The sequence below is a fragment of the Rheinheimera nanhaiensis E407-8 genome (assembly GCF_000296695.1).
Classification (GTDB): domain Bacteria; phylum Pseudomonadota; class Gammaproteobacteria; order Enterobacterales; family Alteromonadaceae; genus Alishewanella; species Alishewanella nanhaiensis.
This window is the reverse complement of record NZ_BAFK01000005.1, coordinates 196,726-222,524: the sequence shown is the minus strand read 5'-3', so window position 1 is coordinate 222,524 and position 25,799 is coordinate 196,726. Positions and strand designations below refer to the sequence as shown.

The window sequence follows — 25,799 nt, the reverse complement described above, 5'->3', positions numbered from 1 at the left end:
CAATGTATCAGCAGCACTTTCAGCTACAGCAGATGCCGTTTGGCTTAACGCCAGATACGGCGTTTTATGTGCCGTTGCAGCAGCATCAGGATATGCTGGTGCTGCTCAATACTGCACTGAACAGTGGTGAGGGTTTTATCAAAATTTGCGGTGAGGTAGGCAGCGGTAAAACCCTGCTGTGCCGCACCCTGTTGCAACAAGAGCAGCGTGACTGGCAACTGGCGTATATCCCAGACCCGCTGTTGACGCCAATTGAATTGCGCTGGGCACTGGCACTGGAACTGGGGCTGAAGTTTTCTGCCAATATTGAGCCACCACAGCTGCTGCAGCTGTTGCAGCGACAACTGCTGTTGCTGGCCGCCCAGGGGAAAAGGCCTATCGTGTTAATCGATGAAGCCCAGGCCCTGCCGGATGATACGTTGGAAGCCTTAAGGCTGCTCACCAATCTGGAGACCCGCCAGCGTAAGCTGCTGCAGGTGGTGTTATTTGCCCAGCCGGAGCTGGACGCCAGGCTGGCCAGCTATCGTTTTCGCCAGTTACGTCAGCGTATCAGTTTCTCGGCAACCTTACCGCTAATGCGGCCGTTACAGGTGGGCGCTTATGTTAACCAGCGGCTGGCGCAGGCTGGCGCAACGCAGCCATTATTTAGCCAGGCGGCGCTGCGCTTGTTGTGTCGCTACAGCCGGGGCATTCCGCGGCTGGTCAATATCCTGGCACATAAAGCCTTGCTGCTGGCCTATGGTGAAGGCCGGCCGCTGGCAAACTGGCAGCATGTGCGCCTGGCCGCGCTGGACACCGAAGCGGTGCAACCCAAACCGCGGCCGTTTTGGTGGTATGCACTGGTAGCCGGTACGGCCAGCCTTACCAGCGCGGCACTGGCGGCCTGGCCGCTGTGGAGCCGCGCATGAGTGTGCTTAATAAAATGTTGCGTGATTTAGAGCAGCGCGGCCAGGTACCCACTTCCGGTAAAGTCAGCGGCACTATTGCTTACGCTGATGCTGACAGCGCCAGGCCGCTATGGTTAAACCTATTATTGCTGTTAAGTGCAGCGCTGTTGTGTTTTGCTGTCTATGCTATTTTAACCCGTCCGGCAGAATCACTGTTAACTGCTACCACTAGCCCGGAAGCTGTGGCTGACAGCGCACCACAGCAAGCGGCAGTCATATTGCCAGAAAATACCAACGAACAAGCAGATATCGCGGCCACTACCTTGCCCATGCCACAGAAAGTGGAGCAGGTTACTGAGCAAAAGCCGGAGCCCGCTGCAGCGAGCAGTGAAGACACTGCTGTTATTGCAGCGGCAACCCCGACTGAACGCACCGAAACCGAACAAGCTGTTATACCTGCCGGGCAGTCGGCAGTGCCCAAGCGCCCTGTGCAGCCGGCACTGGCGGTAGAGCGTGCCCCCTTAAGTACAGCCCAGCGCCAGCAACAGTTAACCCAGCAAGCTATCGCCGCCGAGCAAAGCGGTAAGTTAACCCAGGCGTTAGCTTACTGGCAGCAGTTGCAGCAGCTTAATCATACCGAGGCGACCGCCTATTTGGCGCAGGCCCGCCTGCTAAGCCTGATGGGGCAAGCCAGCCAGGCCACTACTGTATTGCAGCAAGCGCAGCAAAATGGTGTGGTAGATGCCAGCGTGCAGCTGTTGCTGGCGCAGCAGGCGGCAGCACTGGGGCAATGGCAACAGGTAGATAGGCTGTTACCAGAACAGTTTTTATTGCCAGCCAACACCGAATATTATGGCCTGAAGGCAACAGCGCTGCAGCAATTGGCGCAGCCTGCAGCGGCACTGCACTGGTTTAGTCAGCTTATCGTAGCGCAGCCACAGCAAGCCCGTTGGTGGCTGGGGGCTGCCATAGCCCATGATGCGCTTGGCAACACCGCGCAGGCGCGGCTACATTATCAGCAGGCGTTACAGTGGGGCGACAGCTTGTCCTCTGCCAGCCGCCAGTACATCCAACAACGCTTAACAGCGACTGAGTAAGGCTATGCAAAGACCCCGTTTAAAAATGCGTTTGGGCGACCTGCTGGTACATGAGCACATCATTACCGAGCAGCAATTACAACAAGCGCTGGCGCAGCAGCAACAGACTGGCCGTAAGCTGGGCGCCACGCTGACTGAGCTGAAGTTTTTGTCAGAGCAACAGTTGCTGCAGTTTTTAGCCCAGCAGCTTAATGTACCGTTTTTGGATATTGCGCAAAAACCTATCGAGCCAAAAGCCGTGCAGTTACTGCCGGAAGTACAAGCGCGGCGTTTTCGCGCCCTGGTGCTGGAAGATCATGGCAGCAAGGTGTTGCTGGCCATGAGCGACCCGGCCGATCTGGCGGCGATGGATCAGCTGGCGGCGCTTTTGGCACCGCGGCAGATTGAGCTGGCCGTCGTGCGGGAAAGCCAGCTGATTGAGGCCTTTGATACCCTATACCGGCGTACTAAAGATATTGAGAGCTTCGCCAGCCAATTAAAAGAAGAGCATGGTGGCGACAACGAGCTGGAGTTCAGCGCCACTGACGAGCAAACCGACGCTGATAACACCATCGTTAAGTTGCTGCAGTCGATTTTTGAAGACGCGGTACAGGTAAAAGCCTCTGACATTCATATTGAACCGGATGAAAAAGTGCTGCGCATCCGCCAGCGGGTAGACGGCGTATTGCAGGAAAATATTCTTAATCAGGTCAGTATTGCCCCGGCTTTAGTGCTGCGTTTAAAGCTGATGGCTAATCTGGATATCTCAGAAAAACGCCTGCCGCAGGACGGCCGCTTTCAGATCAACGTGAAAGCACACCGCATCGATGTGCGGCTCTCGACCATGCCGGTGCAGCATGGTGAGTCGGTGGTGATGCGCTTACTCGACCAGTCAGCCGGTTTACTGCAGCTGGAGGAAACCGGTATGCCAGCGCCGCTGCTGGCCAAACTTCGGCGTATTATTAAAAGCCCGCATGGCATGATTTTGGTTACCGGCCCGACGGGCTCGGGTAAAACCACCACCCTTTACGGCTTGCTTAGTGAGCTAAACCAGGCCGGCAGTAAAATTATTACCGTTGAAGATCCGGTAGAGTACCGGCTACCGCGGGTAAACCAGGTACAGGTAAACCATAAAATTGGCCTGACCTTTGCCAACGTACTGCGCACCACCTTACGGCAAGACCCTGACATTATTATGGTGGGTGAGATGCGCGACCAGGAAACTGCCGAAATGGGCCTGCGTGGTGCCTTAACCGGCCATCTGGTGTTATCAACACTGCATACCAATGATGCGGTTACCAGTACACTGCGGCTAATTGATATGGGCGCCGCACCTTATCTGGTGGCGTCGGCGCTGCGCGCCATTATTGCGCAGCGGCTGGTTCGGCGGCTGTGTGATTACTGCAAACAACCCTATCAGCCGGATGAATTGGAAAGCAGCTGGTTGCGCCACCATAAAGCCAGGCTGGACGCGCAGTACTGGCATGCGCCGGGCTGTCAGTCCTGTAATCACAGCGGTTATAAAGGCCGTTTAGGGGTATTTGAGCTGCTGATTATCACCAAGCCGCTGGCCGATGCCCTTAGGCGTGATGACACTGCGGGCTTTGCCCAATTGGCGCATCGCAGCGAGGGTTTTACCAGCCTGGGCACTATGGCGCTACAGTATGCCCAGCAGGGCGTCACCAGCCTGGATGAAGTGATCAGGGTGTCCGAGTATCTCGATACCGACCCCAGCTCGCCGTTTGCGGTGACTGAGGATGAGGGCGCATAACTATGGCGCAGTTTCAGTACACCGCCCGCGATGCCAGTGGTAAAGCCATCGCCGGCGACATTGAGGCCAATAGTGAAAGTGCCGCTGCCGATCTGTTGCGCCGGCGTAATATGATTCCGCTGACGATTGCACTGCAGCCAGCCAAAACGACGGTAAACCTGAGCATGCCGGAGCTTTGGCAGCGTAACGTATCGCTAACTGACCTGATTATGCTGTCACGCCAGATGTATTCGCTGATGAAGGCCGGTATTCCGATTATCCGCGCTATCGAGGGCCTGGCCCTTAGCACCAGCTCAAAGCGGCTACAGCAGATCCTGACCGAGCTGGTAGAGCAATTACAAAATGGCCGTAATTTATCGCAGGCCATGGCCGCGCACCCCGGCGTATTTAGCCGGCTGATGGTGAGCATAGTGCACGTGGGTGAAAACACCGGCCGGTTAGATGAAGCCTTTTTGCAATTAACCTACTACTTCGAGCAGGAGCTGGAAACCCGCAAGCAAATTAAACAGGCCACCCGTTACCCCATTTTTGTGCTGGCTACCTTAGTGGTCGCCATGTTTATCTTAAACCTGGCGGTAATACCGCAGTTTGCCAATATGTTCGCCCGCTTTAATGCCGAGTTGCCCTGGTCTACCCAGGCGCTACTGGCCAGCTCAGCCTTTTTTATCGCCTATTGGCCGGCGATGATCATACTGTTAATTGCCAGCGTGTTTGGCCTGCGGCATTACATTAATACCGAGGCCGGCCGGCCGGTGTGGGGCCGCTGGAAAATCCGCTTTCCGATTATTGGCTCGGTTATCTACCGCGCTACGCTGGGCCGTTTTGCCCGCAGTTTTGGCATGATGTTAAAAGCCGGCGTGCCGATGACCAGCGCGTTAACCTTAGTGGCCGATGCGGTAGACAACGAATACCTGGGCGAGAAAATACGCGATATGCGGCGCAATATCGAGCGTGGTGAAAGCCTGCTTAAAGTCAGCCAGCAAAGCCAGATGTTTACCCCGCTGGTGCTGCAAATGCTGGCCGTGGGTGAAGAAACCGGTGCCATGGACGATATGCTCTCGGAAGTGGCGGGTTTTTATGAGCGTGAAGTAGCCTTTGATTTAAAAAGCCTGACCGCTAAGATAGAACCTATATTAATTGCGATAGTGGCAGTAATGGTGTTAATACTGGCGCTGGGTATTTTTACGCCAATGTGGGATATGCTAAATGCCTACAAAGGTGGCTCTGGCTAAACCAATTAAATAAGTTGAAAGGTGTAATTAGCAAGATAGCGGATATACTAATGATAATAACAAGTTGGGAGACACAAGTATGAAACGGCAAACAGGTTTTACCTTAATTGAATTAATTATAGTGGTGATCATTTTAGGTTTACTGGCAGCAACAGCACTACCACGCTTTTTAAATGTCACTGAACAGGCCGAAGAAGCGTCTATTCAGGGCTTTGCCGGTGGTTTAGCGGGCGCGGTAGGCTTAGTGCGCGCGCAATGGGAAATTAATGGCCGGCCAGCAAACGAGGTCGATTATGATGGTGTTGATGTGTTGGTAAACGCCAATGGTTATCCTATTGGTGCTGCAACTCTGAATAGTGCCGCCTGTGCGACACTGCTGACACAAATATTACAATCTGCACCCAGTACAACAACAACCGACACCGTTGCTGCAAGATCTAATGTCAGTTTGTTTGTGCGAGCTGATGATGATGAAGAGGTTTGTCGCTATTATCAAACTCAGTCTATTACCGGTGTTGCGGATGGCGGTATTGATAATACGACAACCCAGGGTAATTTAGTGCAATATAACCCAGCCACTGGCCAGGTTCAGACTTTCCGTAATCCTTAAAATATAAAATAGGTGTAGTAATGAAGCGTAATCAAGGTTTTACTTTAATCGAGTTAATTATCGTTATTGTTATTTTGGGTATTTTGGCGGTAACGGCAGCACCCCGATTCTTTAATTTTGCTGGTGATGCGCGTGTAAGTGTGATTAACGGCTTAAAAGGTGCTATTCAGGGAGCCACCCAAACCGTTTATGCCAAGGCGGCCATTGAAGGTAAGTTAGGGGCTGGCCCGGAGACTTTAACTGCGGGGAGCATTACAGTAGTTTACGGCTACCCCAATGCAACGCTGACTGGTATTGTTAATGCGTCATCGTTAAATGCCTCTGCCATAGTTGCCAATACTGCTGCAACGACTGATTGGGTGTATTTAATCGATGGTACCAGCATTTATTTGGCGCAAAGCTCGGTGATTGGCCAAACAACTGCCGATGTTGCCGGTATTACCGGGAAAAACTGCCATATTCAATACACCAATGCTACCAATGCAGATACTCCGCCGGTAATTGCAATAACGACTAGTGGCTGTAATACCTAAGCGAAACCCATAACGCTGCCATACGGCAGCGTTATAGTTTAATCCCGGGCGTGAGCACAATGATAAAAAGTGCGGTTGTGGTACGCGGTTTTACACTGATTGAGCTGATTGTCATCATTGTGGTAATCGCTGTTTTGGCAGTTTCCCTCGCGCCCCGTTTTTTTACCACTGCCGGTACCTCTGAATACCTTTACCAAGACCAACTACTTAACCTGCTGCGCCGGGCGCAAATTCAGGCGATGCAGTGCACCGACTGCAGCACGCCGGCGGTCAATATTACTGCTAATAGCGCACTGTTAGACGGCGCCAGCTGTGCGGATGTCGATGCCGGCCGCGCACTGTGTATTACCGCCAATGAGGCCGTAAGCCTGGCCCCCGCTGGTACCATCGGCTTTGATAGCATGGGCCGGCCCAGCTGCAGCGCCGGCAGTTGTACACTGAATGTACAAGGTGCTAGCTTGCTGCGCGTCTGCATTGAAAGCGAAGGCTATATTCACCCATGTTAAGTTGGCAGCGCGGCGTAACCTTAATAGAGCTGATTGCCGGCATAGTGGTACTGGCCATTAGCCTGACGCTGATTACCTCAGTGCTCGGGCCTTTATACATTAAATCGGCCGATCCCTGGCATCAGGTAAGGGCCGCTGAGCTTGGCCACAGCTTAATGAATGAAATACTCGGCAAAGCCTTTGATGAAAACAGTAACCGCAGCGGCAGTGTGCTGCGCTGCAATGAAACTGGCGCACCAGCCTGCAGCAGCGCGGCAGCCTTTGGCCCGGACTGCGCCGATGGCAGTGCCAGTTGCCCCGGTGGGCCGCTGGAAAGCCGGCCTCAGTTTGATGATGTTGACGATTTTCATGGCCTGGATGTGAGCGGTAATGATATCAGCAATATTTTTGGTACTGACGCACGGCTGCAGGATGTGTACCGCGCTTACCGGGTACAAATTGAGGTCAGCTATCAGGATGCGCTGAGTAAGCGTATCCAATTGCGCGTCACCACACCAACGGGTGACGTGATCGAGTTTGCTGCATTAAAGGGTAACTGGTAATGCGCCGGCTGGGTTTTACGCTGGTCGAGCTGGTGATCACCCTGGTGGTGTTGTCGGTGCTGGCGCTGGGGGTGAGCAGCTACCTGGGCATAGGTGCCCGCATGTACTCAGAGGCCGCAGAGCGGGAGCAGGTATTAGGCCAAAGCCGCTTTGTTGCCGAGCGTTTGGTGCGGGAGCTTCGCAACGCCCTGCCCAACAGTGTGGCGTTTTCGGCCACCAGTAATTGCCTGGAGTTTTTGCCGGTGCTATACAGCGGTGTGTATCTCAGCTTACCGTTTGAACAGGCGCAAACCAGCATCACTGTGATAAGCCCGGATCTGCTTGCCGTTAGCCCGGCCAGCTATAGTGGCGCAAACCGGCCACGCTTAGTGGTGTACCCAACCAGTAACAATGATGTCTATGGCTCAGCCAACCCCGGCAGCAGTGTGCTGATAAACAGCATTAGTACTGAAGATGCCAGTCAGGCCCGTTTTAGGCTGAATTTTGCCAGTTTCAGGTTTCGCCGGCAGTCGCCGGAGCAGCGCTTTTATATCAGTGGCGATGTGGTACGTTATTGTTTGGTAAACACGGGGCCTGGCCGCTTTAGCCTGCAGCGCAACGGCGTGTTAATGGCCGAGGGTTTGCGCAGCGCCAATGTGTTTCGCGTATCCGATGCCGTGCTTAACCGCAATGCCGTGGTGAATGTGCTGTTGCAATTTGGCAGTGCCAACAACCCGGATATGTTTTTTAACTATGAGGTGCATCTGGCTAATGTACCCTGAACTGAACAAGCAGCGCGGCAGTGCGCTGGTTATTGCGGTGTTTATTATTGTGGTGGTGCTGGCGCTGGCGCTCAGCCTGGCACGGCTGTTAACCAGTGGCAGCCAGAGTGTCGTGTATGAAGTGCAGGGCACCCGTACGCTGTTTGCTGCGCAAAGTGCGCTGGAGCTTAGCCTGCCGCAGTTATTTCCGCTAAATGGCGCCACCACCAGCTGCGCGGCGTTAACACCGGAGTATAACTTTAGCGGCGACGGGCTTGCCGGTTGCAGCGCGACTATCAGCTGCAGCCGCTATACTGATCCCACGCCGGGCGCCGCGCCTTTGTATCGGCTTAGCAGCAGTGCGCGCTGTGTCGCCGCTGACTTTGAAACCCGCCGCACTGTGCAGATAGAGGTACGCTGATGCGCAGTTTTATGTATGTCGTGACACTGCTAATAATTGTTCTGCAGCTATCTGTCGCTGAGGCGGCTACCTATGCTTTCAGAACGACAGCTTACAACTGGGAAACTACTGATATCAATGTGGTATGGGATCAAACGCAAACGGCATATCCGCGCGATGATGATAAGCAAGTAGTAAATCTTGGCTTTACTTTTAACTTCGCCGGGGTGAATTACACTCAGGTACGGATCCATGCTAACGGCGTATTGCAATTTGGTGCCGACACGCAGTTTCACAGGCAATTTACTAATACCAATCTACCGGTCACCGTTGCGCCGCCCTCTTGCAGTGGTTGTATTGCAGGCAGTCAGGCTGATCGGTTATTGGCAATATACTGGGACGATATTAACCCCAGATTAGGTGGCACTGTCCGGTACCAAACTAAAGGCAGTGGTACGAACCGGCGCTTCGTTGTGTCATGGGAGAACGTACCGCATTACAACTTTGGCGGGCAGTACACATTTCAGATAGTGTTGTATGAAAACGGTGAATTCGTATACCAATACGGTGCCGGTAATGCCAGTGGTGTCAGTGCCACCATTGGTGTGGAAGTCGATAACACCGATTATACCTTGTACTCTTTTGACAGCTCTTTTAGTTATGCGGGTACTGCAATTCGTTGGTTTAAACCCAGTGGTGAGCCGCAGCGGCTGGCCGAATACTGGTTTGAAGAAGGGCAGTGGAGTTATCAGCCTAACGAAGTGATTGACTGGTCCGGAAATGGTTACAACGGCAATGCTATGGGTAATACCCAATCCACCGCCGATGGCTGGGTTTGTCGGGCGGCAAATATACCACTGAACACGACGGTGGTAAGTAGTGGTATCAATACTAATATTGATGTCGACGCCGCGATTGGCAGCAGTGGCAGTATTAGCTTCTGGTATAACAGCAATGTGCGTTGGAATAACAGTGATAACCAGCTATTTGATGCCACCAGCCAGAATAATCGTTGGTTTTACCTGACCAAACGAAGTAATGGCCGTTTGCGGTTTGCTGTAACTGACAGCAATGGTACTACTATCGCCGCCGAAACCTCACCTAACAATACTAACAGTGGCATATGGCGACATATCGCCGTGACCTGGCGTCTGGCACCAGGTAATAATCAAACGATTTTACGCGTCTATGTCGACGGCAATTTGCAGTCCAGTCAACAGGGTACGACAAATGGCAGCTTGCCAGCGAGTCTGGGCACCCTTGTCCTTGGTGATAATGCGAGTAACTTTGTGCAAAGCGGGCTTGGTACGCTGAACTCTTCAGATGGTCGTATTGACGAAGTGCGTGTTTACAATTTCGAAATCAGTAACGCTGATGTTTTAAATGATATGGCTGCCAGTCATGATTGTGTGTTTATTAACCACTTACGCATCGAACATGATGGCCAGGGGTTAACCTGTGCCGCAGAGAATATCACACTAAAAGCCTGCTCAAACAATGACTGTAGTGTGCTTTATCCTGGTTTTGTAACGGCAACCATCAATGCAAATGGTACCAACATCGGCTCCACTAGTTTTAGTGGTGGCAGCACGACCTTTGCAGTTAGCCAACCGGTACCGGCGTCATTGATGCTTGGCGGAACGATAAGCCCTGCAGCACTTTTCCCAACGCAATGCCGAGTTGATACCGGTAATGTCAGTTGTAACCTGGCATTTGTAGATACGGGCTGGTTATTTGACCCTATAGAGTCTCAGATTAGCGGTGTGAATTTTAACACCGGCGTCAGGCTGCAAGCAGTGCGAAAAGATAATAATACTGGCGCGTGTCAGTCGGTGCTGACTGGTACGCAAACGGTTGAGCTAAGGCTTAGGTGCGTCGACCCTGCCAGTTGTAGCGCTGATGCTCAAATGCAGTTTCAGTTTAGGGATGCAGCCAATCAGTCTCGCCAGCTGTCAAAAAATACCTTTGCCAGCTATAGCCTGAACTTTAGCGGTGGTGCGGCAGAGCTAGCTCTCGCTAATTACAACGATGTCGGCAGTCTTAGAATTGATGCACAAAAAACAATGGCTACAGGCGCTTTGCTCAGTGGCAGCAGCAATACTTTTGTTGTGCGTCCGCACACTTTAGCTGTGGTGCAAGCCAAGCGGCAAGACGGCTCTGCCAACCCCGGCACAACCAATACGGGCGTAGGCTTTGTCGCAGCTGGTGAGCCCTTTAATATTGTTATTGAAGCGCGCAATGCGCAAGGTATGCCGACGCCAAGTTTTGGCCGCGAAGCTGTGCGTCAGTTAGTGCAACCGGTATATGGCGCGTTGGAATACCCAGCGGCGGGCCGCGATGGCTTATTTAATCCTGGGGTAACTGATATTAGCCAGCCTGCGCTGAATGGGCAGCAAACTGTTACAGATGTAAGTTGGCATGAGGCAGGTAGTATCAGGCTACAGGCTAAGCTAAACAACGATACTTATCTGGGGGTGGCTGATGTTTCAAGCAAACCACTGAGTGATGTCATCGGCCGGTTTTATCCACAGCACTTCGAGCTTACCGCATCTGATGTGCAGAATGGTTGTCGCGCATCTGCAGATACTAGCCAACATTTCAGTTATATGTCGGAAGACAAACTCAGTTTAAGTTATCAGGTGTCAGCCCAAGGGCTGGCGGGTAATACGCTGGAAAATTACCACACCGGAGCCTATGCTGACACCGCCCAATTCTTGTTGGTAGCGCAGAATAATACACAGCGGTTAGACGCCGGCCGTCTTGAGGTAAACACGGGGCAGTGGCTGCAAGGCGTGTATAGCGTCACACAGACTAACGCCGCCTTTAACCGTACCGCCACGCCTGATGGGCCTTATACAAACTTGCAGTTCGGTTTGCAGGTATTGACCGGATCAGAGCGGGATAATCGAAATTTCCCACTATTTACGCTTGGTGCTGATGCTGTTGCGCTTAATGGCGAAGTTAATATGCGTTTTGGCCGCTTGCTGCTGCAAAACGGTGCCGGGCCGGAAGAGGAGCCACTGCCGTTGGTGCTGCGCAGCGAATACTGGGACGGCAGCCGTTTTATCGTTAATCAGCAAGACAGTTGCAGCGTGCTCACTGCGGGGCAGTTGAGTAGCCTTACCAGCCCGGCGCTAAGCTTCGCTGGCGCCGGGGCGCCATTACAGCAAGGCGTACTGCCGGCCGGAGCATTGTGGGCGCAGCCCAGCCTGGTACCGGGAGTTTGGCGTATTGAATATCAGGCATCGCCCTGGCTGCAATATAACTGGTCGGGTACGGCCGCTGGGTTTGATGAAAACCCGCAAGCTGAGCTGATGTTTGGCCGTTTTCGCGGTAATCCGCGGCAAATTTCCTGGCGTGAACTGTTTCAGTGAGCATTCAGCTGGCTGCTGTATGCTGCGCGCGCCTGACCCGACGCAGATAAATTTGGCCGGGGCTTGGTTTAATTGCATAAAAATGTAAGATAAAGCTATTCACCTGCCGGGGAGTTACTTAGAATAACCCCAGCTATGTTTACCACCACTGTTATACTGATGTGAGCAGTGCTGGGCGTGTTGCCTTGCCCAGGTTTATAAGGATCCGGTTCTTTCATGTTTAATAAATTGCGCGGCCTCTTCTCCAACGACTTATCCATTGATTTAGGTACAGCCAATACCCTGATTTACGTTAAAGATCAGGGCATAGTGCTGAACGAGCCGTCCGTAGTTGCCATACGGCAAGAGCGGGCCGGTGGGCCGAAAAGCGTGGCCGCGGTAGGCCATGCGGCGAAGCGTATGCTGGGCCGCACACCGGGTAATATTAAAGCCATCCGGCCGATGAAAGACGGCGTGATTGCCGACTTCTACGTCACCGAAAAAATGCTGCAGCATTTTATCCGCCAGGCGCACAGTAACAGCTTTTTACGCCCCAGCCCGCGCGTGCTGGTGTGCGTGCCGTGCGGTTCTACCCAGGTAGAGCGCCGTGCTATTCGTGAGTCTGCCCAGGGCGCCGGAGCCCGTGAAGTTTATTTAATCGATGAGCCGATGGCCGCAGCCATTGGTGCCGGTTTACCGGTGTCGGAAGCGACCGGCTCTATGGTAGTCGACATTGGTGGCGGTACTACCGAAGTGGCTATCATCTCGCTAAACGGCGTGGTGTACTCATCCTCTGTGCGTATTGGCGGCGATAAGTTTGATGACGCCATCGTTAACTATATCCGTCGTAATTACGGCATCTTAATTGGTGAAGCCACAGCAGAGCGGATTAAAACTGAGATTGGCTCAGCGTACCCCAGCGATGATGTGCTGGAAATTGAAGTGCGCGGCCGCAACCTGGCCGAAGGTGTACCACGCAGCTTTACCATGACCAGCAATGAAATTTTAGAAGCGCTGCAAGAGCCGCTGGCTGGTATTGTCAGCGCAGTGATGGTAGCGCTGGAGCAGTCGCCGCCAGAGCTGGCGTCAGATATCTCTGAGCGCGGTATGGTATTAACCGGTGGTGGCGCCTTGCTGCGTGATTTAGACCGGCTGCTGATGGAAGAAACCGGCATTCCGGTGGTGGTGGCTGATGACCCGCTAACCTGTGTTGCCCGCGGTGGTGGTAAAGCACTGGAAATGATCGATATGCATGGCGGTGATGTGTTCAGTTATGACTAACTGACCATGGCGCCGATGCCAGTAACTGTATGAATGAAATTTATAGCCGGGGCCCATCTTTGCCACTGCGGTTGTTGTTAGCCGTAGTGTTAAGTGCTGGCTTAATGTTTCTCGACCGCTACACCGACAGCTCTACCCAATTACGCAGCTACCTTACTGCTGCCGTGAGTCCGTTATTTTATGTGGCCAGCTTACCTGAGGCGCTGTTTTCCGGCGCCTCTGAGCAATTTATGTCGCAACAGGCCGTGCTGGAAGAAAATGCCCGCTTAAAAGAAACCCTGCTGCAGCAAAGCGGTAAGCTGCAGTTGCTGGGTTTTTTACAGCAGGAAAACGATAAGCTGCGCGCCCTGCTGGGCTCTTCCGCAGCCTTGCCGGCACAGCGGCAGGTGGCGGAGGTGCTGGCGGTGTACAGCCATCCGTTTAGCCATCAGGTGGTGCTGAATAAAGGCAGTAAAGATGGTGTCAGCGAACACCAGCCGGTGATTGACGAATTAGGCGTGGTGGGCCAGGTGGTCAGCGTTGGCCCCACCAGCAGCCGGGCGCTGCTGATCTCGGATAATACCCACGCGCTGGCGGTGCGGGCAGAGCGCACCGGCGTGCGGGCCATCGTAGAAGGCTTAGGCCAGTGGGATTTACTGCGGGTGATGCACCTGCCACACAGCACCGATATCCGCGAGGGTGACCGGTTATTAAGCTCCGGGCTGGATGGCCGTTTTCCGGAAGGGTATCCGGTAGCCAGGGTGGTACGCATCAGTCAGGATGCCAGCCAGCCCTTTATGCTGGTGTATGCCGAGCCTTATGCCCGGCTGGATCGGGTGCGCCATGTGCTGTTAATTTCCGCGCTGCCATCGGTGCCGGAGGAAACCACGCAAGCCCCGCCAGAGGTGCCAGATGCGTAAACCGCAGCGCTTGGGTTTTATTTATTTATCTATTTTTGTTGCCCTGCTGCTGACAGTGATGCCAATGCCGCAAATGGTCAAACTGGCACGGCCCGACTGGGCGCTGCTGGTACTGATGTACTGGACCATGGCGCTGCCGCAGCGGGTCAGTGTCATGACGGCCTTTTTTACCGGCTTTATTGTCGATGTGCTGGTGGGCACTGTGCTTGGGGTCAATGCGCTGGCGTTTGCCGTGGTGATCTTTGCTGTCGCGCAGCATCATTTAAAGATGCGCAATTTTTCTGTGGTGCAGCAGTCGCTGCTGCTGGGCATGTTGCTGGCGCTGTATCAACTGTTGTTATTCTGGCTCAGTCACTTTCTTACCGGTGTGTATTTCCGGCCGCAATATTTGTGGCCGGTGCTTACCGGTATGCTGGTCTGGCCCTGGTTATTCTGGTTGTTGCGCCGCTACCGGCGACAATTAAAAATCCAATGATCACTTTGTAATGAGCTACCCTGTTATTGCCCTTGCTTCATCCTCACCACGCCGGCGCGAATTGCTGACGCAACTGGGCGTGTCCTTCAGTCTGGTGAAAGCCGATATAGATGAAAGTGTGCAACACGCTGAAGCGCCGGCGCATTACGTGCAGCGCCTGGCCGAGCAAAAAGCCCGTGCCGGCTTAAGCCGGTTAGCTCAGCCAATGCCGGTACTGGGAGCTGACACCATAGTGGTACTTGATAATCAGATCCTCGGTAAGCCAGCCGATTTTGCTGAGTTTAGCCGCACTATGCAGCTGCTGTCCGGGCGCTGCCATCAGGTGATGACGGCCGTTGCCTTGTTGGATCAGCGGCGTAGCCTAAGCGTATTGGTTAGCACCGAAGTGTGCTTTCGGCCGTTAAGCACTGAAGATATCAGCCGCTACTGGCAAAGCGGTGAGCCGCAGGATAAAGCCGGCGGTTATGGTATTCAGGGCCTGGGTGGCCGCTTTGTGCAGCGCATTAATGGCAGCTATAGCAGCGTGGTTGGGCTACCCTTGTGTGAAACCGAACAGTTACTGCAAAACTGGCAGGAGCAAGCATGAGCGCAGAATTACTGCTCAACGTCACCCCCAGTGAAACCCGGGTGGCCCTGATTGAAAACGGTGTACTGCAGGAGCTGCACATCGAGCGCCAGGCCAAATTGGGGCTGGTGGGCAATATTTATGTTGGTAAAGTCAGCCGGGTGTTGCCGGGCATGCAGGCGGCCTTTGTCGATATTGGCCTGGACAAAGCGGCGTTTTTACATGCCTCTGACATAGTACAGCATGACAGCCTGACCGAGCTGGAGGGTAAGCCGCCGGTAAGTAAGGATATCCGTGTGCTGGTACGCGAAGGCCAGTATCTGCTGGTGCAGGTGGTTAAAGATCCGCTGGGCACCAAGGGCGCGCGCTTAACTACCGACATTACGCTGCCATCGCGTTATCTGGTCTTTATGCCCGGCTCGCCGCATGTAGGGGTGTCGCAGCGGCTGGAAAGTGACAGCGAACGCCAGCGCTTAAAAGACATTGTCAGCCAGTACCTGGACGACAGCGGCGGCTTTATTGTCCGCACGGCGGCCGAGGGCGCCAAAGAAGAGGAGCTGGCGCAAGATGCGAAATTCCTGAAAAAGCTCTGGGCCAAAGTAGTAAAACGCAAGCAAAAAACCCGCAAAGAAGGCGTGGTGTATGAAGATCTGACGCTGGCCTACCGTATTTTGCGTGACTTTGTCGGCACGGAGCTGGAGCGGGTGCGGATAGATTCCAAGCTCACCTATCAGCAGCTGACGGCTTTTTGCGAAGAGTTTATTCCGCATTTATCCCCGCTGCTGGAGTATTACCCCGGCGAGCGGCCCATTTTCGACATGTTTGACGTGGAAAACGAAATTCAGCGTGCGCTGGAGCGTAAAGTGCCGCTAAAAAGCGGCGGCTACCTGATCATCGACCAGACCGAAGCGATGACCACTATTGATGTTAACACCGGCGCCTTTGTCGGCCATCGTAATCTGGAAGAAACCATCTTTAATACCAATACCGAAGCTACCCAGGCTATTGCCCGCCAGCTTCGGCTGCGCAATCTGGGCGGTATTATTATTATCGATTTTATCGACATGCAAAGCAGTGAGCATAAAAAGCGGGTGTTTCACAGTTTAGAGCTGGCGCTGGCGCGTGACAGAGCCAAAACCAACATTCACGGCTTCTCGGCACTGGGGCTGGTCGAGATGACCCGGAAAAGAACACGCGAAAGTCTGGAACATATTCTCTGCTCTGAGTGTCCAGTATGTGAGGGGCGCGGCAGTTTAAAAACGGTCGAAACGGTGTGCTTTGAAGTGCTGCGCGAAATTGTACGGGTAAACCGGGCTTATGCGGCCGACAAGTTTGTCGTGTATGTGTCGCCAGCGGTAAAAGATGCGCTGACCAATGATGAGTTTCATAGCCTGGCGGAACTACAGGTGTTTATTGGTAAACAAATCAGTATTCATACCGAACCCTTGTACACTCAGGAGCAATTTGACGTGGTGATGATGTAGTGCACAAAGCAACGCGGTGGTGTTTTTACTGCTTACACAAGGTCTGGCTGGCGTTGGCGCTGTTGCTGGTGCTTTTGGCTGTGCTGATCTCTGTGCTGCGTTATAGCCTGCCTTATGCTGACAACTACAAACATGAATTAGAACGCTTAATTAGTGAGCGCTACGATGCTACGGTTCGTATCGGTGAGCTGAGCGCTGGCTGGCAAAAATTTGGCCCAGCCTTGTTACTGCGTCAGGTCGAGCTCTCTTCAGCAGAGCAGCAGTTACAGCTCGATATTGCCGAAGCCCGGGTACGGCTGGATTTTTGGCGCAGCCTGTTAAACCGTCAATTAACGGCGCAGCATTTTGAGCTGCACGGCTTACGCTATTATTTAGACAGCAACCGTATTCTGGCCGGCCCGACGGACGCTGAGCTGGACACCGCGCCGGTGTTAGCGGCGCTGGAGCAGTTGCTGTTTCGCCAACTGGCCTATTTTTCATTAACGGACAGCCAGCTGATTGTGCAGCAGCCACAGCAGGACGACGTGGTGATTAATATTAACCAGCTGGACTGGCGCAACAAAGGGAACCGCCATCAGGGCAGTGGTGAGTTGTCGCTGGCTGGTGTTACCGCCAATACGGTGTCAGTGGTGCTGGATCTGTACGGCGACACCCTGGCCGACGCCTTTGGTCAGTTGTATTTGCAAAGCGACAAGCTGGATATTCTGCCCTGGTTTGCCAGTGTGCTGCCGCCGAGCCAGAAACTGCAGCAGGCCAGTGTTAATTTTCAGGCCTGGGGCCGTATTGATAATGGCTTACTGCGGCGCATGCAGGTCGAGCTGGCCGACAATAGCCTTAGCTGGCAGCAGCAAGGCGAGCAAAAGCAGTTAAGCCTGGGGCGCGGCCAGTTACTCTGGCAGCCGGAGGCCGATGGTTGGACCCTGTCGTCCAGCGCGCTGACATTAACGGCCAATAGCCAGCAATGGCAAGATTTACAGCTGCAACTGGCATACCGTCAGGGCTATTGGTTAGGCGGACTAACCAACTTCGATATGCAGGCGCTAATACCACTGGCCGAGTTGCTGGCAGAAGATATCGCGCCGTTACAACAGGTGTTGGCCTATCAGCCGTCGGGGCAGTTACAGCAACTGCAGTGGCGCATCGGTGCCGGGCAATGGCAACTGGCCGGTAAGCTGGTTGCTGTCAGCAGCAAGGCGCAGGGCGATATTCCCGGCGTCAGTGGGGTCAGTGGTGAGTTTCTGCTTAGCAACACCGTGTCTAAACTCAGCCTGAGCGGCGAGCAGGGTGAATTACAGTGGGATGGCCTGTTTGCGGCGCCTATGCCATATCAGCAGTTGGCGGCCACCGCTTATCTGCGCCGGCAACAGGATGGCAGCCTGCAACTGCTGATGCCTAAATTGCAGCTGACTAATGAGGATCTGACACTGAATGCCCGGCTGCAGCTGGATCAGCGCTTGCAGATATTAGCCCGTGTTACTGATGTGAATGCCGCTAATGCCTATCGCTATTACCCACAGCGTTATATGCCAGAGGACACCCGCGAATATCTGACCGATGCCATCGTCGGCGGTAAGCTTAACAGCGCCACCTTGCTGTGGCATGGTGCGCCGGCCGATTTCCCTTACCGTGAGCAGCAGGGCGTATTTCAGGTTAGCGCAGCGCTAACGGAGGGCCAGTTCGCGTTTGCCCCCGACTGGCCGATGCTGAGCGCTCTTGACGCCAGTTTATGGTTTGAAAACGCCGCCATGCAAATTAACGCCCACAGCGGTATGCTGGACAGTATCAGCCTGAGCAACAGTGTGCAGGCCGACATCACCGATTTGTTTGATGCGCAGTATCTGAATATTCATATTGCGCAGCCGGTAGAAGCCCGCAGCGTTACGGCGTTAATGCTGCAATCGCCACTGGCAGATAATTTAGGCAAAACCTTAGCGCACCTCGGGGTTAATGGCACTGTGGCCGCCGACGTCGATTTACTGATTGGCTTGCGGCAAAACGAGGTGGTGGCCAGTGGCGAAGCGGTGTTTACCAATGCCAGCCTGGCACTGCAGGCACCGGCCGTCGAGTTTACCCAGTTAAGCGGCAAGCTGGAGTTTACCAACGAGAAAATCGATGCCCGTGAGTTGACACTAACCTGGCGCGGCTTACCCATAAGTGTCGATGTTAACGGCGATAATTCAGCCGACGGCTATCAGTTGGCACTGGCGCTGGCGGGCCGCCACAATAGCCAGACATTGCTGGAGGCGCTGTATGCGCCGGCGGCTACCTTAATTGCCGGTACCACCGACTGGCAGGCCGAGCTGGCGCTGACACTGGCCGATGAGGGCATGCGCTACCAGGCGCAGCTGCAGTCCGATCTTGATGCTACCGCACTATTATTACCGGCGCCTTATTATAAAAGTGCCGCCAGCCAGCAGCCGCTGCAATTAACCCTGACCGGCGATGAGACGCAATCGGCCATTAACCTGGAGTTGGGCCAGGCGCTGCAGTTTAATGCCATCTTACTGCATCAGGCGCCGCAGTTACGGCAGGCACAGCTGAGTCTGGGCAAAGCGCCGGCCAGCCAGAGCAAAGAAGATTTCAGCATTAGCCTGAATTTGCCCGAGCTGGATTTTCTCGCCTGGTTTGATCTGATCCAGGCGCAGCTGCAGGCGGCGCAGGGCAGCGGCGAAGACCTATTTCCACCGCTGGCGTCGGTGCGTGGCAAAATAGCGGTGTTGCAGTTGGCACCGGGTATTACGTTAAATAATGCGGTATTTGATGCCAGCCAGGGCGAGCAAGACTGGCAGCTGCAACTGAACGCCACTGAGCTGGCCAGCCGCTGGCAATTTAGTAAAGACTGGCAACAGCAAGGCATTAACGCCCAGCTGGATTACCTGCGCCTGCCCTTGGCCGAGTCAGCCGATGCCAGCGCAGAAGCGGCCGCCGTTACCGAAAAACTGGCCTTAACCGCCCAGCGCTGGTTATTGCAGCTGCCGCCGATTAGGGTGAACTGTGCCGATTGTAGCCTGGGAGCTTACCGCTTTGGTCAGGTCAGTGCGCGTAGCCAAAGCAGTAACGATCGCTGGCAACTTACGGAATTCAATGCCCGTTATAAACGACATCAGCTAAGCGCCAGTGGTTACTGGCAGGACGATGGCGCTGCCGGCGTCAGTCAGTTTAACGGCCAGCTGCAAAGCAATAATCTGGGCACCATGCTGGATGAGTTTCAGTTAACTTCGGCGGTGTCGGGTAGCAGCGCTGACATTCAGTTTGCACTGAGCTGGCCTGGTGCACCAAACCAATACCAGCTGGCCGATTTATCCGGCCAGGTAAACTATACGCTGGGAGAGGGGGCGCTAACGGAAGTCAGCGATCAGGGCTCGCGGTTATTTTCTATTTTCAGTCTCGACTCCTTATTGCGTAAGCTGCGGCTGGATTTTCGCGATGTGTTTGCCAAAGGCTTTTTTTACAACAGCATGAGCGGCAAGCTGGAGATCAGCCAGGGTGTGGCGCAAACCAGTAATGCCGTTATCGATGGCGTGCCGGGTAATTTGCAAATTCAGGGTTATGCCGATCTGGTCAGTAAAGAGTTAGATTATCAGATGGCCTTTTCGCCCAAGGTTACCTCCAGTTTGCCGGTGATTATTGCCTGGATGGTCAACCCGGCCACCGGCCTGGCTGCGCTGGCGCTGGATGAAGTGTTTCAAAGCGCTGAGGTGATCTCGAAAATTAACTTTACCGTCACCGGCAGTTTTGACAAGCCGGTGGTAACTGAAGTGAACCGCCATAGCACCGAAGTACCGGTACCGGTGCGCGTAGCCCAGCCCGAAGCTGTGATTGAGCTGCCGGCCGCCCGTCAGCCCGCTAACAAGCCTAAACCACCCAATGGCTAACTGGCGCCTTAGTGCAATTCAGCTGTGTAGCACCCCCGCGCCAGAGCAGAATCTGGCGGCGGTAGCGCGTTATTTGCAGCAACTACAGCAGCAATTTCGCGATGGCTTGCCACATCTGGTGGCGCTGCCCGAGTGCTTTGCGGTATTTGGCGGTGGTGAAGGTTTACAGCTGCAATATCAGGCACCGCTGGGCCAGGGGCTTATTCAGCAGCGCTGCGCCGCGTTAGCGCAACAGTTTGGCGTCTATTTACTGGCCGGCTCTTTGCCTACCAGCAGCCCGGATCCCAAGCGCTTTAGCGCCAGCAGCCTGTTATTCGGCCCCGATGGCGGCCTGTTGGCCGATTATCAGAAGCTGCATTTATTCGACGTCGAACTAAGCGACAGCACCGGCAGTTACCGTGAGTCGGCCAGCACTTATGCCGGTGAAAAAATCAGCCTGGTGCAGCTGCCTCAGCTGAAGCTCGGCTTATCGATATGCTATGATGTGCGCTTTCCCGGCCTGATGCAGGCGCTGGCAAGCCGGGGCATGCAAGTGTTAACGGTGCCGTCGGCCTTTACCCGGGTGACCGGCGAAGCGCACTGGCACACCCTGCTCAAAGCCCGTGCCATAGAAAACCAGTGCTTTGTGCTGGCGCCAAACCAGACCGGAGTGCACGCCAATGGCCGCGAGACGTATGGCCATAGCCTGATCGTCGACCCCTGGGGCCGCGTACTGGCAGATGCCGGCAACGCCGAAGGGTGGGTATCGGCGCAAATAGATGTAACCGAATGCGCCCGGCTGCAGCAGAAGATGCCGCTGGCGCACCATAACCGTTTTTACAGTGAGCTCAAACCATGACTGCAGCAGAGCAGAACCTGATCACCGCCTCCGACCTGACCGATAACGATTTGCAGGCCACGCTGGGCTATTTATTCGACCATCAGCTGGACTTTGCCGATCTGTACTTTCAGTCTAGCGTGCACGAATCCTGGGTGCTGGAAGATGGCCTGGTGAAAGACGGCTCTTTTAATATTGAGCGCGGTGTCGGTGTGCGCGCCATCAGTGGCGAGAAAACCGGTTTTGCCTATGCCGATACCATCAGTAGCGCGGCGCTAAAACAAGCGGCCACAGCCGCCCGCGGCATTGCCGCTCAGGGCCAGCACGGCCGGGTAAAAGCCTTCAGTAAAAGCGGCAACAGCAATATTTACCTGCCGTGCGAGCCGCTGCAAAGCTTAAGCAACACCGAAAAAGTGGCGCTGCTGCATCAGATAGAAGCCTATATCCGCACGCTGGATAACCGCGCCGAGCAGGTGATGGTCAGTTTATCCGGCGTCTATGAAGAAATTCTGGTCGCCGCCAGTGACGGCACCTACGCTACCGATATCCGGCCGCTGGTACGGCTTAACTGCTCGGTCCTGCTGCAACAGGGCGACCGGCGTGAGCGCGGCAGTGCCGGCGGTGGCGGCCGCACCAGCTATAGCTACTTTACTGAACTGCTGGACGATGCGCCGCGCTGGCAGCACTATGCGCGTGAAGCGGTACGCCAGGCCCAGGTGAATTTAACCGCTATCGACGCACCGGCCGGCACTATGCCGGTGGTGCTGGGCAGTGGCTGGCCCGGCGTCTTGTTACACGAAGCGGTCGGCCACGGCCTGGAGGGCGATTTTAACCGTAAAGGGTCATCGACCTTTAGTGGCCGTATTGGCCAGCAAGTGGCGTCCAAGCTGTGTACTATTGTTGATGACGGCACCCTGGCACACCGGCGTGGCTCGTTAAACGTCGACGATGAGGGCGTACCCAGCCAGCACAATGTGCTGATCGAAAACGGCATCTTAAAGGGCTATATTCAGGATAAACATAACGCCATGCTGATGGGCGTGGCGCCCACCGGCAATGGCCGGCGCGAGTCTTTCGCCCATTTACCGATGCCGCGCATGACCAACACTTACATGCTGGCCGGTGACAGCGATCCGGCTGAGATTATCGCCAGCGTGAAAAAAGGCATTTATGCGCCGAATTTCGGCGGCGGCCAGGTGGATATCACCTCAGGTAAGTTTGTGTTTTCCGCCTCGGAAGCCTATTTAATTGAAAACGGTAAAATTACCGCGCCAATTAAAGGTGCCACTTTAATTGGTATGGGGCCGGAAGCCATGCAGCAGGTGTCGATGGTGGGCAATGATTTGGCGCTGGACGCCGGCGTCGGTGTTTGCGGCAAGCAAGGCCAGAGTGTGCCGGTGGGCGTGGGCCAGCCAACCTTGAAACTGGACGCGATGACCGTCGGCGGCACCGCACATTAATAACCAACCACCGCCGCGGCGGTGGGCAATAACAAAACAGCAGGAAGAGAGCAAAAATGGCAGCGTTTGGAACCGTATTTGTCCCAGAGATGGTGATTTCCCGTTATACCCAGTCACAGTGGAGCCGCCCCGAAATGGTGCCGGTAGACAGCATTAGTCTGCATCCCGGCGCCCATGTGCTGCATTATTCCAGTACCTGTTTTGAAGGGTTAAAGGCGTTTCGCCACGCGGATGGCGGCATTTATATTTTCCGGATGGACAAAAACGTCGCCCGCCTGGCGCAAAGTAGTGAGCTGCTGTCACTGCCAAAAATTAACGGCGCTATGCTAAGCCAGATGATCATCGATATTGTTAAGCATTATGCCGCTGACGTGCCTAACCCGCCGGGTTCTATGTACATCCGGCCAACGCATATTGGTACTGAAGCGTCGATTGGCAAGGCAGCCGCCCCCAGTTTAGAGTCAATGCTGTATGTGCTGTTATCACCGGTAGGTGATTACTTTGCCGGTGGCGCCAAGCCGCTACGGTTATTACTGGAAGATAACGCCCGCTGCGCTGCCCATATGGGTATGGTAAAAAGTGGCGGCAACTACGCCAGCGCGCTGCAGCCGATTATGAAAGCCCGCGCTGCGGTGCAGGCTGATCAGGTGCTGTTTTGCCCTAACGGCGATGTACAGGAAACCGGTGCGGCAAACTTTTTGCTGATCGACGGCAATGAAATTATTACCAAGGCGCTGGACAGCAGCTTTTTACACGGTGTTACCCGTGATTCTATCCTGACGCTGGCGCGCGACCGGGGCATGAAGGTGTCCGAGCGTGAACTCACGGTAGATGAGCTGTTAGAGCGGGCGGTAAAACCGGGCGCCGAAGCCGCTTTATCCGGCACGGCGGCGGTATTAACGCCGGTGGGTACGTTAATTCATGGCGGTAAAGAGTATCAGGTGGGCACAGGGCAGGGCGGCGCCACCACCAATGCGCTGCGCCAGGCTCTGAATGATATTCAGTGGGGCAAAGCTGCCGATACGCATGGCTGGCTAACTAAAGTGTGTTAATAGTTATCGGCTGGCACTAAGGTTGTCAATGCCGTTGGCGCAGCCACAGACCCTTTTCGTGCTAAGCGAAGGCGGGTAAGAAATTCGTCCGGAACGAATTTCGTCAGCGTAGCTGGCCCGCCAGATGAGGGGCAGGATTGCCCCGAGTTCCGCTGTGGCGAGTACAACGGCGTTGTACACCGACCAGCAATCGCGCTTATTCAGTGATAATCAGCGGTTTAATCAGCTGAAACAGCTCGCGGTAGTACTTTGGTGGCTGCTGCTTTTCCTGCTCTTTTTTCGCATTACGAATAAGCTGGCGCAGCTGCTGTACGTCTACGTCCGGGTAGGCAGCAATAAACTCGGTTAAGGCGTCATTGTCGCTTAACAGCTTGTCACGCCAGTGCTCCACTTTATGAAACTGCCTTGTCGCCGCCTGGTTAGTGTTACGCAATATCGCCAGCGCTTGTTCTATCGGCTCTAAATCGCGGCTACGCATTAAGCGGCCAATAAACTGAATATGGCGGCGCAGCGCTTCGCGTTTATTGCCCAGCTTGTCGGCCAGTTGCAGCGCGTCTTTTAGCTCATCGTCCAGCGGCACCTTGGCGCGGGCGGCAGCGCTTAGCGCCACCAGCTCTTCACCCAGCTTTTGCAGCTCGTGCATTTCCCGTTTTACCTGCGACTTACTCTTGCCTTCTTCTTCGTCCCAGGTGTCACCGTGAATAAAATCGGTCATGTTAAGGTCACTCTTAGTAGTAATGCCGCTAAGTATACATGATCGCGCTGCGCAGCAGCAGCCAGCTTTGTCAGACTATGGTAAGCTTGTGGCAAATAATTTGGCTGAACCGAGATTATGCAGCAAACACAACCGACAATCTGGCAGGAAATTGACGAAGTAAAACAGGCCGTCGCCGAGGTGCTGGCACATGCCAAACAATTAGGCGCCAGCAGCGCCGAAGCGTCGATGAGCCGCACCAAAGGCTTAAGTGTGGAAACCCGCCACGGCGAGGTAGAAACCGTCGAGTTTAACCAGGACGGTGGCCTGGGCATCAGTTTGTACTTTGGTCAGCGTAAAGGCTCGGCTTCTACGGCTGATTTAAGCCCGCAGGCACTGAAGCGCACGGTAGAAGCCGCGGCCGACATTGCCCGGTATACCTCAGAAGATCCGCATACCGGCATTGCCGAGGCCAGCTGGCTGGAGTTATCACCGCCGGATCTGGATTTATATCACCCGGACAGTATTGGCACCGAAGAAGCAATCCGCCTGTGTGCCCGCGCCGAAGAGGCCGCCTTTGCTGCCGATAGCCGTATTACCAACTCCGAGGGCGCGTCGTTCTCGTCTCACACTGGCCTGAAAGTCTACGGTAACAGCCACGGCCAGCTGGTAGGGTATCCCAGCTCCCGTCACAGCTTTAGCTGTGTGGTGATAGGTGAAGAAGGCGAAGATATGCAGCGCGACTACAGCTTTAGCGTGGCGCGCCGCTACAACGACTTGCTCGACCCGGCGCAAATTGGCCGCGAAGCCGCGCAGGAAACCGTCGCCCGGCTGAATGGCCGGCAAATTGCCACGCAAAAAGTGCCGGTGATCTTTCGCGCTGATATTGCCAGCAGCCTGTTTGGCCACCTGGTGTCGGCCATCAGTGGCGGCAGCATTTACCGTAAGTCCAGCTTTTTGCTGGATAAAGTCGGCCTGCAGGTAATGGCGCCGGGGCTGACCATTGTTGAGCAACCGCACTTACGCAATGCGCTGGCGTCCAGCCCCTTTGATGGCGAAGGGGTAAAAACCCGTGACTTAACCGTGATTGAGCAGGGCGTACTGACCACCTACCTGACCACCAGTTACTCGGCCCGTAAGCTGGGTATGGCCAGCACCGGCCATGCCGGCGGTATTCATAACTGGCTGGTCAGCCACGGCGATGAAGATTTACGCCAGCTGTGCCGCACTATGGGTAAGGGCCTGCTGGTGACCGAACTTATGGGCCAGGGCGTCAATACCGTCACCGGCGATTACTCGCGCGGCGCCGCCGGTTTTTGGGTCGAGCATGGTGAAATCCAGTTCCCGGTGTCTGAGGTAACTATTGCCGGTAATCTAAAAGACATCTTTATGCAAATTGCGGCGGTGGGGAACGATATTGACCGGCGTGGCGGCGTATTAACCGGCTCGGTGCTGGTAAGCCAGATGCAGGTGGCCGGCAGTTAAGTGCGGTTGGTGTAAATAGAAAGCCCGGCGTTATCAGCCGGGCTTTTTTGTCTGAGCTTAAG

General features: G+C 54.5%; 21 protein-coding genes and 1 pseudogene. 21 read left to right on the top strand and 1 reads right to left on the bottom strand.

The genetic code is table 11. The features are described 5' to 3' along the window. Positions 1–2: 2 nt before the first annotated feature. From RNAN_RS06185 to RNAN_RS06090, 20 genes and pseudogenes are all read left to right on the top strand, one after another. Positions 3–908, top strand: coding sequence for an ExeA family protein (locus RNAN_RS06185; protein WP_008219900.1), 906 nt, complete (start codon positions 3–5; stop codon positions 906–908). After that, positions 905–1,984 carry a tetratricopeptide repeat protein gene (locus RNAN_RS06180; RefSeq protein WP_008219899.1) on the top strand — a complete coding sequence of 360 codons (1,080 nt, stop codon included), beginning with the start codon at positions 905–907 and terminating at the stop codon, positions 1,982–1,984. The genes RNAN_RS06185 and RNAN_RS06180 overlap by 4 nt, the downstream gene beginning before the upstream one ends. Positions 1,985–1,988: 4 nt before the next feature. After that, positions 1,989–3,734, top strand: coding sequence for a GspE/PulE family protein (locus tag RNAN_RS06175; RefSeq protein WP_040551805.1), 1,746 nt, complete (start codon positions 1,989–1,991; stop codon positions 3,732–3,734). Positions 3,735–3,736: 2 nt separating this feature from the next. Next, positions 3,737–4,966 (top strand): type II secretion system F family protein, encoded by a 1,230-nt coding sequence (locus RNAN_RS06170; protein ID WP_008219895.1) that lies wholly within the window; start codon positions 3,737–3,739, stop codon positions 4,964–4,966. A gap of 79 nt (positions 4,967–5,045) precedes the next feature. After that, positions 5,046–5,576 carry a prepilin-type N-terminal cleavage/methylation domain-containing protein gene (locus RNAN_RS19505; protein ID WP_008219893.1) on the top strand — a complete coding sequence of 177 codons (531 nt, stop codon included), beginning with the start codon at positions 5,046–5,048 and terminating at the stop codon, positions 5,574–5,576. A 20-nt stretch (positions 5,577–5,596) separates the two neighbouring features. Then, positions 5,597–6,109, top strand: a complete 513-nt coding sequence (locus tag RNAN_RS19500; RefSeq protein ID WP_008219892.1) for a prepilin-type N-terminal cleavage/methylation domain-containing protein — start codon at positions 5,597–5,599, stop codon at positions 6,107–6,109. A 59-nt stretch (positions 6,110–6,168) separates the two neighbouring features. Continuing rightward, entirely contained in the window at positions 6,169–6,615 is a 447-nt protein-coding gene (locus RNAN_RS06155) for a prepilin-type N-terminal cleavage/methylation domain-containing protein (RefSeq protein WP_008219890.1), read from the top strand. Continuing rightward, positions 6,609–7,157 (top strand): type IV pilus modification PilV family protein, encoded by a 549-nt coding sequence (locus RNAN_RS06150; protein WP_008219888.1) that lies wholly within the window; start codon positions 6,609–6,611, stop codon positions 7,155–7,157. The genes RNAN_RS06155 and RNAN_RS06150 overlap by 7 nt, the downstream gene beginning before the upstream one ends. Beyond that, positions 7,157–7,918 carry a PilW family protein gene (locus RNAN_RS06145; RefSeq protein WP_008219887.1) on the top strand — a complete coding sequence of 254 codons (762 nt, stop codon included), beginning with the start codon at positions 7,157–7,159 and terminating at the stop codon, positions 7,916–7,918. Before RNAN_RS06150 ends, RNAN_RS06145 begins: the two co-directional genes overlap by 1 nt. Beyond that, on the top strand, positions 7,908–8,318 hold the full coding sequence (locus RNAN_RS06140; RefSeq protein WP_008219884.1) for a hypothetical protein: 411 nt from the start codon (positions 7,908–7,910) through the stop codon (positions 8,316–8,318). Before RNAN_RS06145 ends, RNAN_RS06140 begins: the two co-directional genes overlap by 11 nt. Then, the gene (locus RNAN_RS06135) at positions 8,318–11,671 is read left to right on the top strand and encodes a LamG domain-containing protein (RefSeq protein WP_008219882.1); all 3,354 of its coding nucleotides are present in this window, start codon (positions 8,318–8,320) and stop codon (positions 11,669–11,671) included. The genes RNAN_RS06140 and RNAN_RS06135 overlap by 1 nt, the downstream gene beginning before the upstream one ends. A gap of 216 nt (positions 11,672–11,887) precedes the next feature. Further along, positions 11,888–12,931 (top strand): rod shape-determining protein, encoded by a 1,044-nt coding sequence (locus tag RNAN_RS06130; protein WP_008219881.1) that lies wholly within the window; start codon positions 11,888–11,890, stop codon positions 12,929–12,931. A 29-nt stretch (positions 12,932–12,960) separates the two neighbouring features. Further along, positions 12,961–13,830, top strand: coding sequence for a rod shape-determining protein MreC (gene mreC, locus RNAN_RS06125; protein WP_008219879.1), 870 nt, complete (start codon positions 12,961–12,963; stop codon positions 13,828–13,830). Further along, complete coding sequence (mreD, locus tag RNAN_RS06120) at positions 13,823–14,305, top strand: rod shape-determining protein MreD (RefSeq protein ID WP_008219878.1); 483 nt, start codon at positions 13,823–13,825, stop codon at positions 14,303–14,305. Before mreC ends, mreD begins: the two co-directional genes overlap by 8 nt. A gap of 10 nt (positions 14,306–14,315) precedes the next feature. Further along, positions 14,316–14,891, top strand: coding sequence for a Maf family protein (locus tag RNAN_RS06115; RefSeq protein ID WP_008219875.1), 576 nt, complete (start codon positions 14,316–14,318; stop codon positions 14,889–14,891). Next, positions 14,888–16,354, top strand: coding sequence for a ribonuclease G (gene rng / locus RNAN_RS06110; RefSeq protein ID WP_008219873.1), 1,467 nt, complete (start codon positions 14,888–14,890; stop codon positions 16,352–16,354). Before RNAN_RS06115 ends, rng begins: the two co-directional genes overlap by 4 nt. Further along, entirely contained in the window at positions 16,354–20,229 is a 3,876-nt protein-coding gene (locus RNAN_RS06105; RefSeq protein WP_008219871.1) for a YhdP family protein, read from the top strand. The genes rng and RNAN_RS06105 overlap by 1 nt, the downstream gene beginning before the upstream one ends. Beyond that, positions 20,222–21,067 carry a carbon-nitrogen hydrolase family protein gene (locus RNAN_RS06100; RefSeq protein WP_008219869.1) on the top strand — a complete coding sequence of 282 codons (846 nt, stop codon included), beginning with the start codon at positions 20,222–20,224 and terminating at the stop codon, positions 21,065–21,067. Before RNAN_RS06105 ends, RNAN_RS06100 begins: the two co-directional genes overlap by 8 nt. Continuing rightward, positions 21,064–22,506, top strand: coding sequence for a metalloprotease TldD (gene tldD / locus RNAN_RS06095; protein ID WP_008219867.1), 1,443 nt, complete (start codon positions 21,064–21,066; stop codon positions 22,504–22,506). The genes RNAN_RS06100 and tldD overlap by 4 nt, the downstream gene beginning before the upstream one ends. 53 nt (positions 22,507–22,559) lie before the next feature. Beyond that, a pseudogene (locus RNAN_RS06090) lies at positions 22,560–23,558 on the top strand (branched-chain amino acid aminotransferase); the annotation flags it as partial. A 196-nt stretch (positions 23,559–23,754) separates the two neighbouring features. On the opposite strand, the gene yjgA reads toward RNAN_RS06090, so the two are convergent. After that, complete coding sequence (gene yjgA / locus RNAN_RS06085; RefSeq protein ID WP_008219864.1) at positions 23,755–24,273, bottom strand: ribosome biogenesis factor YjgA; 519 nt, start codon at positions 24,271–24,273, stop codon at positions 23,755–23,757. A gap of 117 nt (positions 24,274–24,390) precedes the next feature. Between yjgA and pmbA the strand changes: the two genes are divergently transcribed. Then, complete coding sequence (pmbA, locus tag RNAN_RS06080; protein ID WP_008219861.1) at positions 24,391–25,737, top strand: metalloprotease PmbA; 1,347 nt, start codon at positions 24,391–24,393, stop codon at positions 25,735–25,737. Positions 25,738–25,799: the final 62 nt, after the last annotated feature.

Excerpts from the sequence above, each read along its gene's own strand:
- RNAN_RS06115 (WP_008219875.1), top strand. The coding sequence starts at position 14,316 with ATGAGCTACCCTGTTATTGCCCTTGCTTCATCCTCACCACGCCGGCGC.
- tldD (WP_008219867.1), top strand. The coding sequence starts at position 21,064 with ATGACTGCAGCAGAGCAGAACCTGATCACCGCCTCCGACCTGACCGAT.
- RNAN_RS06170 (WP_008219895.1), top strand. The coding sequence starts at position 3,737 with ATGGCGCAGTTTCAGTACACCGCCCGCGATGCCAGTGGTAAAGCCATC.
- RNAN_RS19505 (WP_008219893.1), top strand. The coding sequence starts at position 5,046 with ATGAAACGGCAAACAGGTTTTACCTTAATTGAATTAATTATAGTGGTG.
- RNAN_RS06185 (WP_008219900.1), top strand. The coding sequence starts at position 3 with ATGTATCAGCAGCACTTTCAGCTACAGCAGATGCCGTTTGGCTTAACG.
- mreC (WP_008219879.1), top strand. The coding sequence starts at position 12,961 with ATGAATGAAATTTATAGCCGGGGCCCATCTTTGCCACTGCGGTTGTTG.
- RNAN_RS06135 (WP_008219882.1), top strand. The coding sequence starts at position 8,318 with ATGCGCAGTTTTATGTATGTCGTGACACTGCTAATAATTGTTCTGCAG.
- RNAN_RS06130 (WP_008219881.1), top strand. The coding sequence starts at position 11,888 with ATGTTTAATAAATTGCGCGGCCTCTTCTCCAACGACTTATCCATTGAT.
- RNAN_RS06175 (WP_040551805.1), top strand. The coding sequence starts at position 1,989 with ATGCAAAGACCCCGTTTAAAAATGCGTTTGGGCGACCTGCTGGTACAT.
- RNAN_RS06150 (WP_008219888.1), top strand. The coding sequence starts at position 6,609 with ATGTTAAGTTGGCAGCGCGGCGTAACCTTAATAGAGCTGATTGCCGGC.
- RNAN_RS06100 (WP_008219869.1), top strand. The coding sequence starts at position 20,222 with ATGGCTAACTGGCGCCTTAGTGCAATTCAGCTGTGTAGCACCCCCGCG.
- RNAN_RS06180 (WP_008219899.1), top strand. The coding sequence starts at position 905 with ATGAGTGTGCTTAATAAAATGTTGCGTGATTTAGAGCAGCGCGGCCAG.
- RNAN_RS19500 (WP_008219892.1), top strand. The coding sequence starts at position 5,597 with ATGAAGCGTAATCAAGGTTTTACTTTAATCGAGTTAATTATCGTTATT.
- RNAN_RS06155 (WP_008219890.1), top strand. The coding sequence starts at position 6,169 with ATGATAAAAAGTGCGGTTGTGGTACGCGGTTTTACACTGATTGAGCTG.
- RNAN_RS06140 (WP_008219884.1), top strand. The coding sequence starts at position 7,908 with ATGTACCCTGAACTGAACAAGCAGCGCGGCAGTGCGCTGGTTATTGCG.
- RNAN_RS06145 (WP_008219887.1), top strand. The coding sequence starts at position 7,157 with ATGCGCCGGCTGGGTTTTACGCTGGTCGAGCTGGTGATCACCCTGGTG.
- rng (WP_008219873.1), top strand. The coding sequence starts at position 14,888 with ATGAGCGCAGAATTACTGCTCAACGTCACCCCCAGTGAAACCCGGGTG.
- mreD (WP_008219878.1), top strand. The coding sequence starts at position 13,823 with ATGCGTAAACCGCAGCGCTTGGGTTTTATTTATTTATCTATTTTTGTT.
- pmbA (WP_008219861.1), top strand. The coding sequence starts at position 24,391 with ATGCAGCAAACACAACCGACAATCTGGCAGGAAATTGACGAAGTAAAA.
- yjgA (WP_008219864.1), bottom strand. The coding sequence starts at position 24,273 with ATGACCGATTTTATTCACGGTGACACCTGGGACGAAGAAGAAGGCAAG.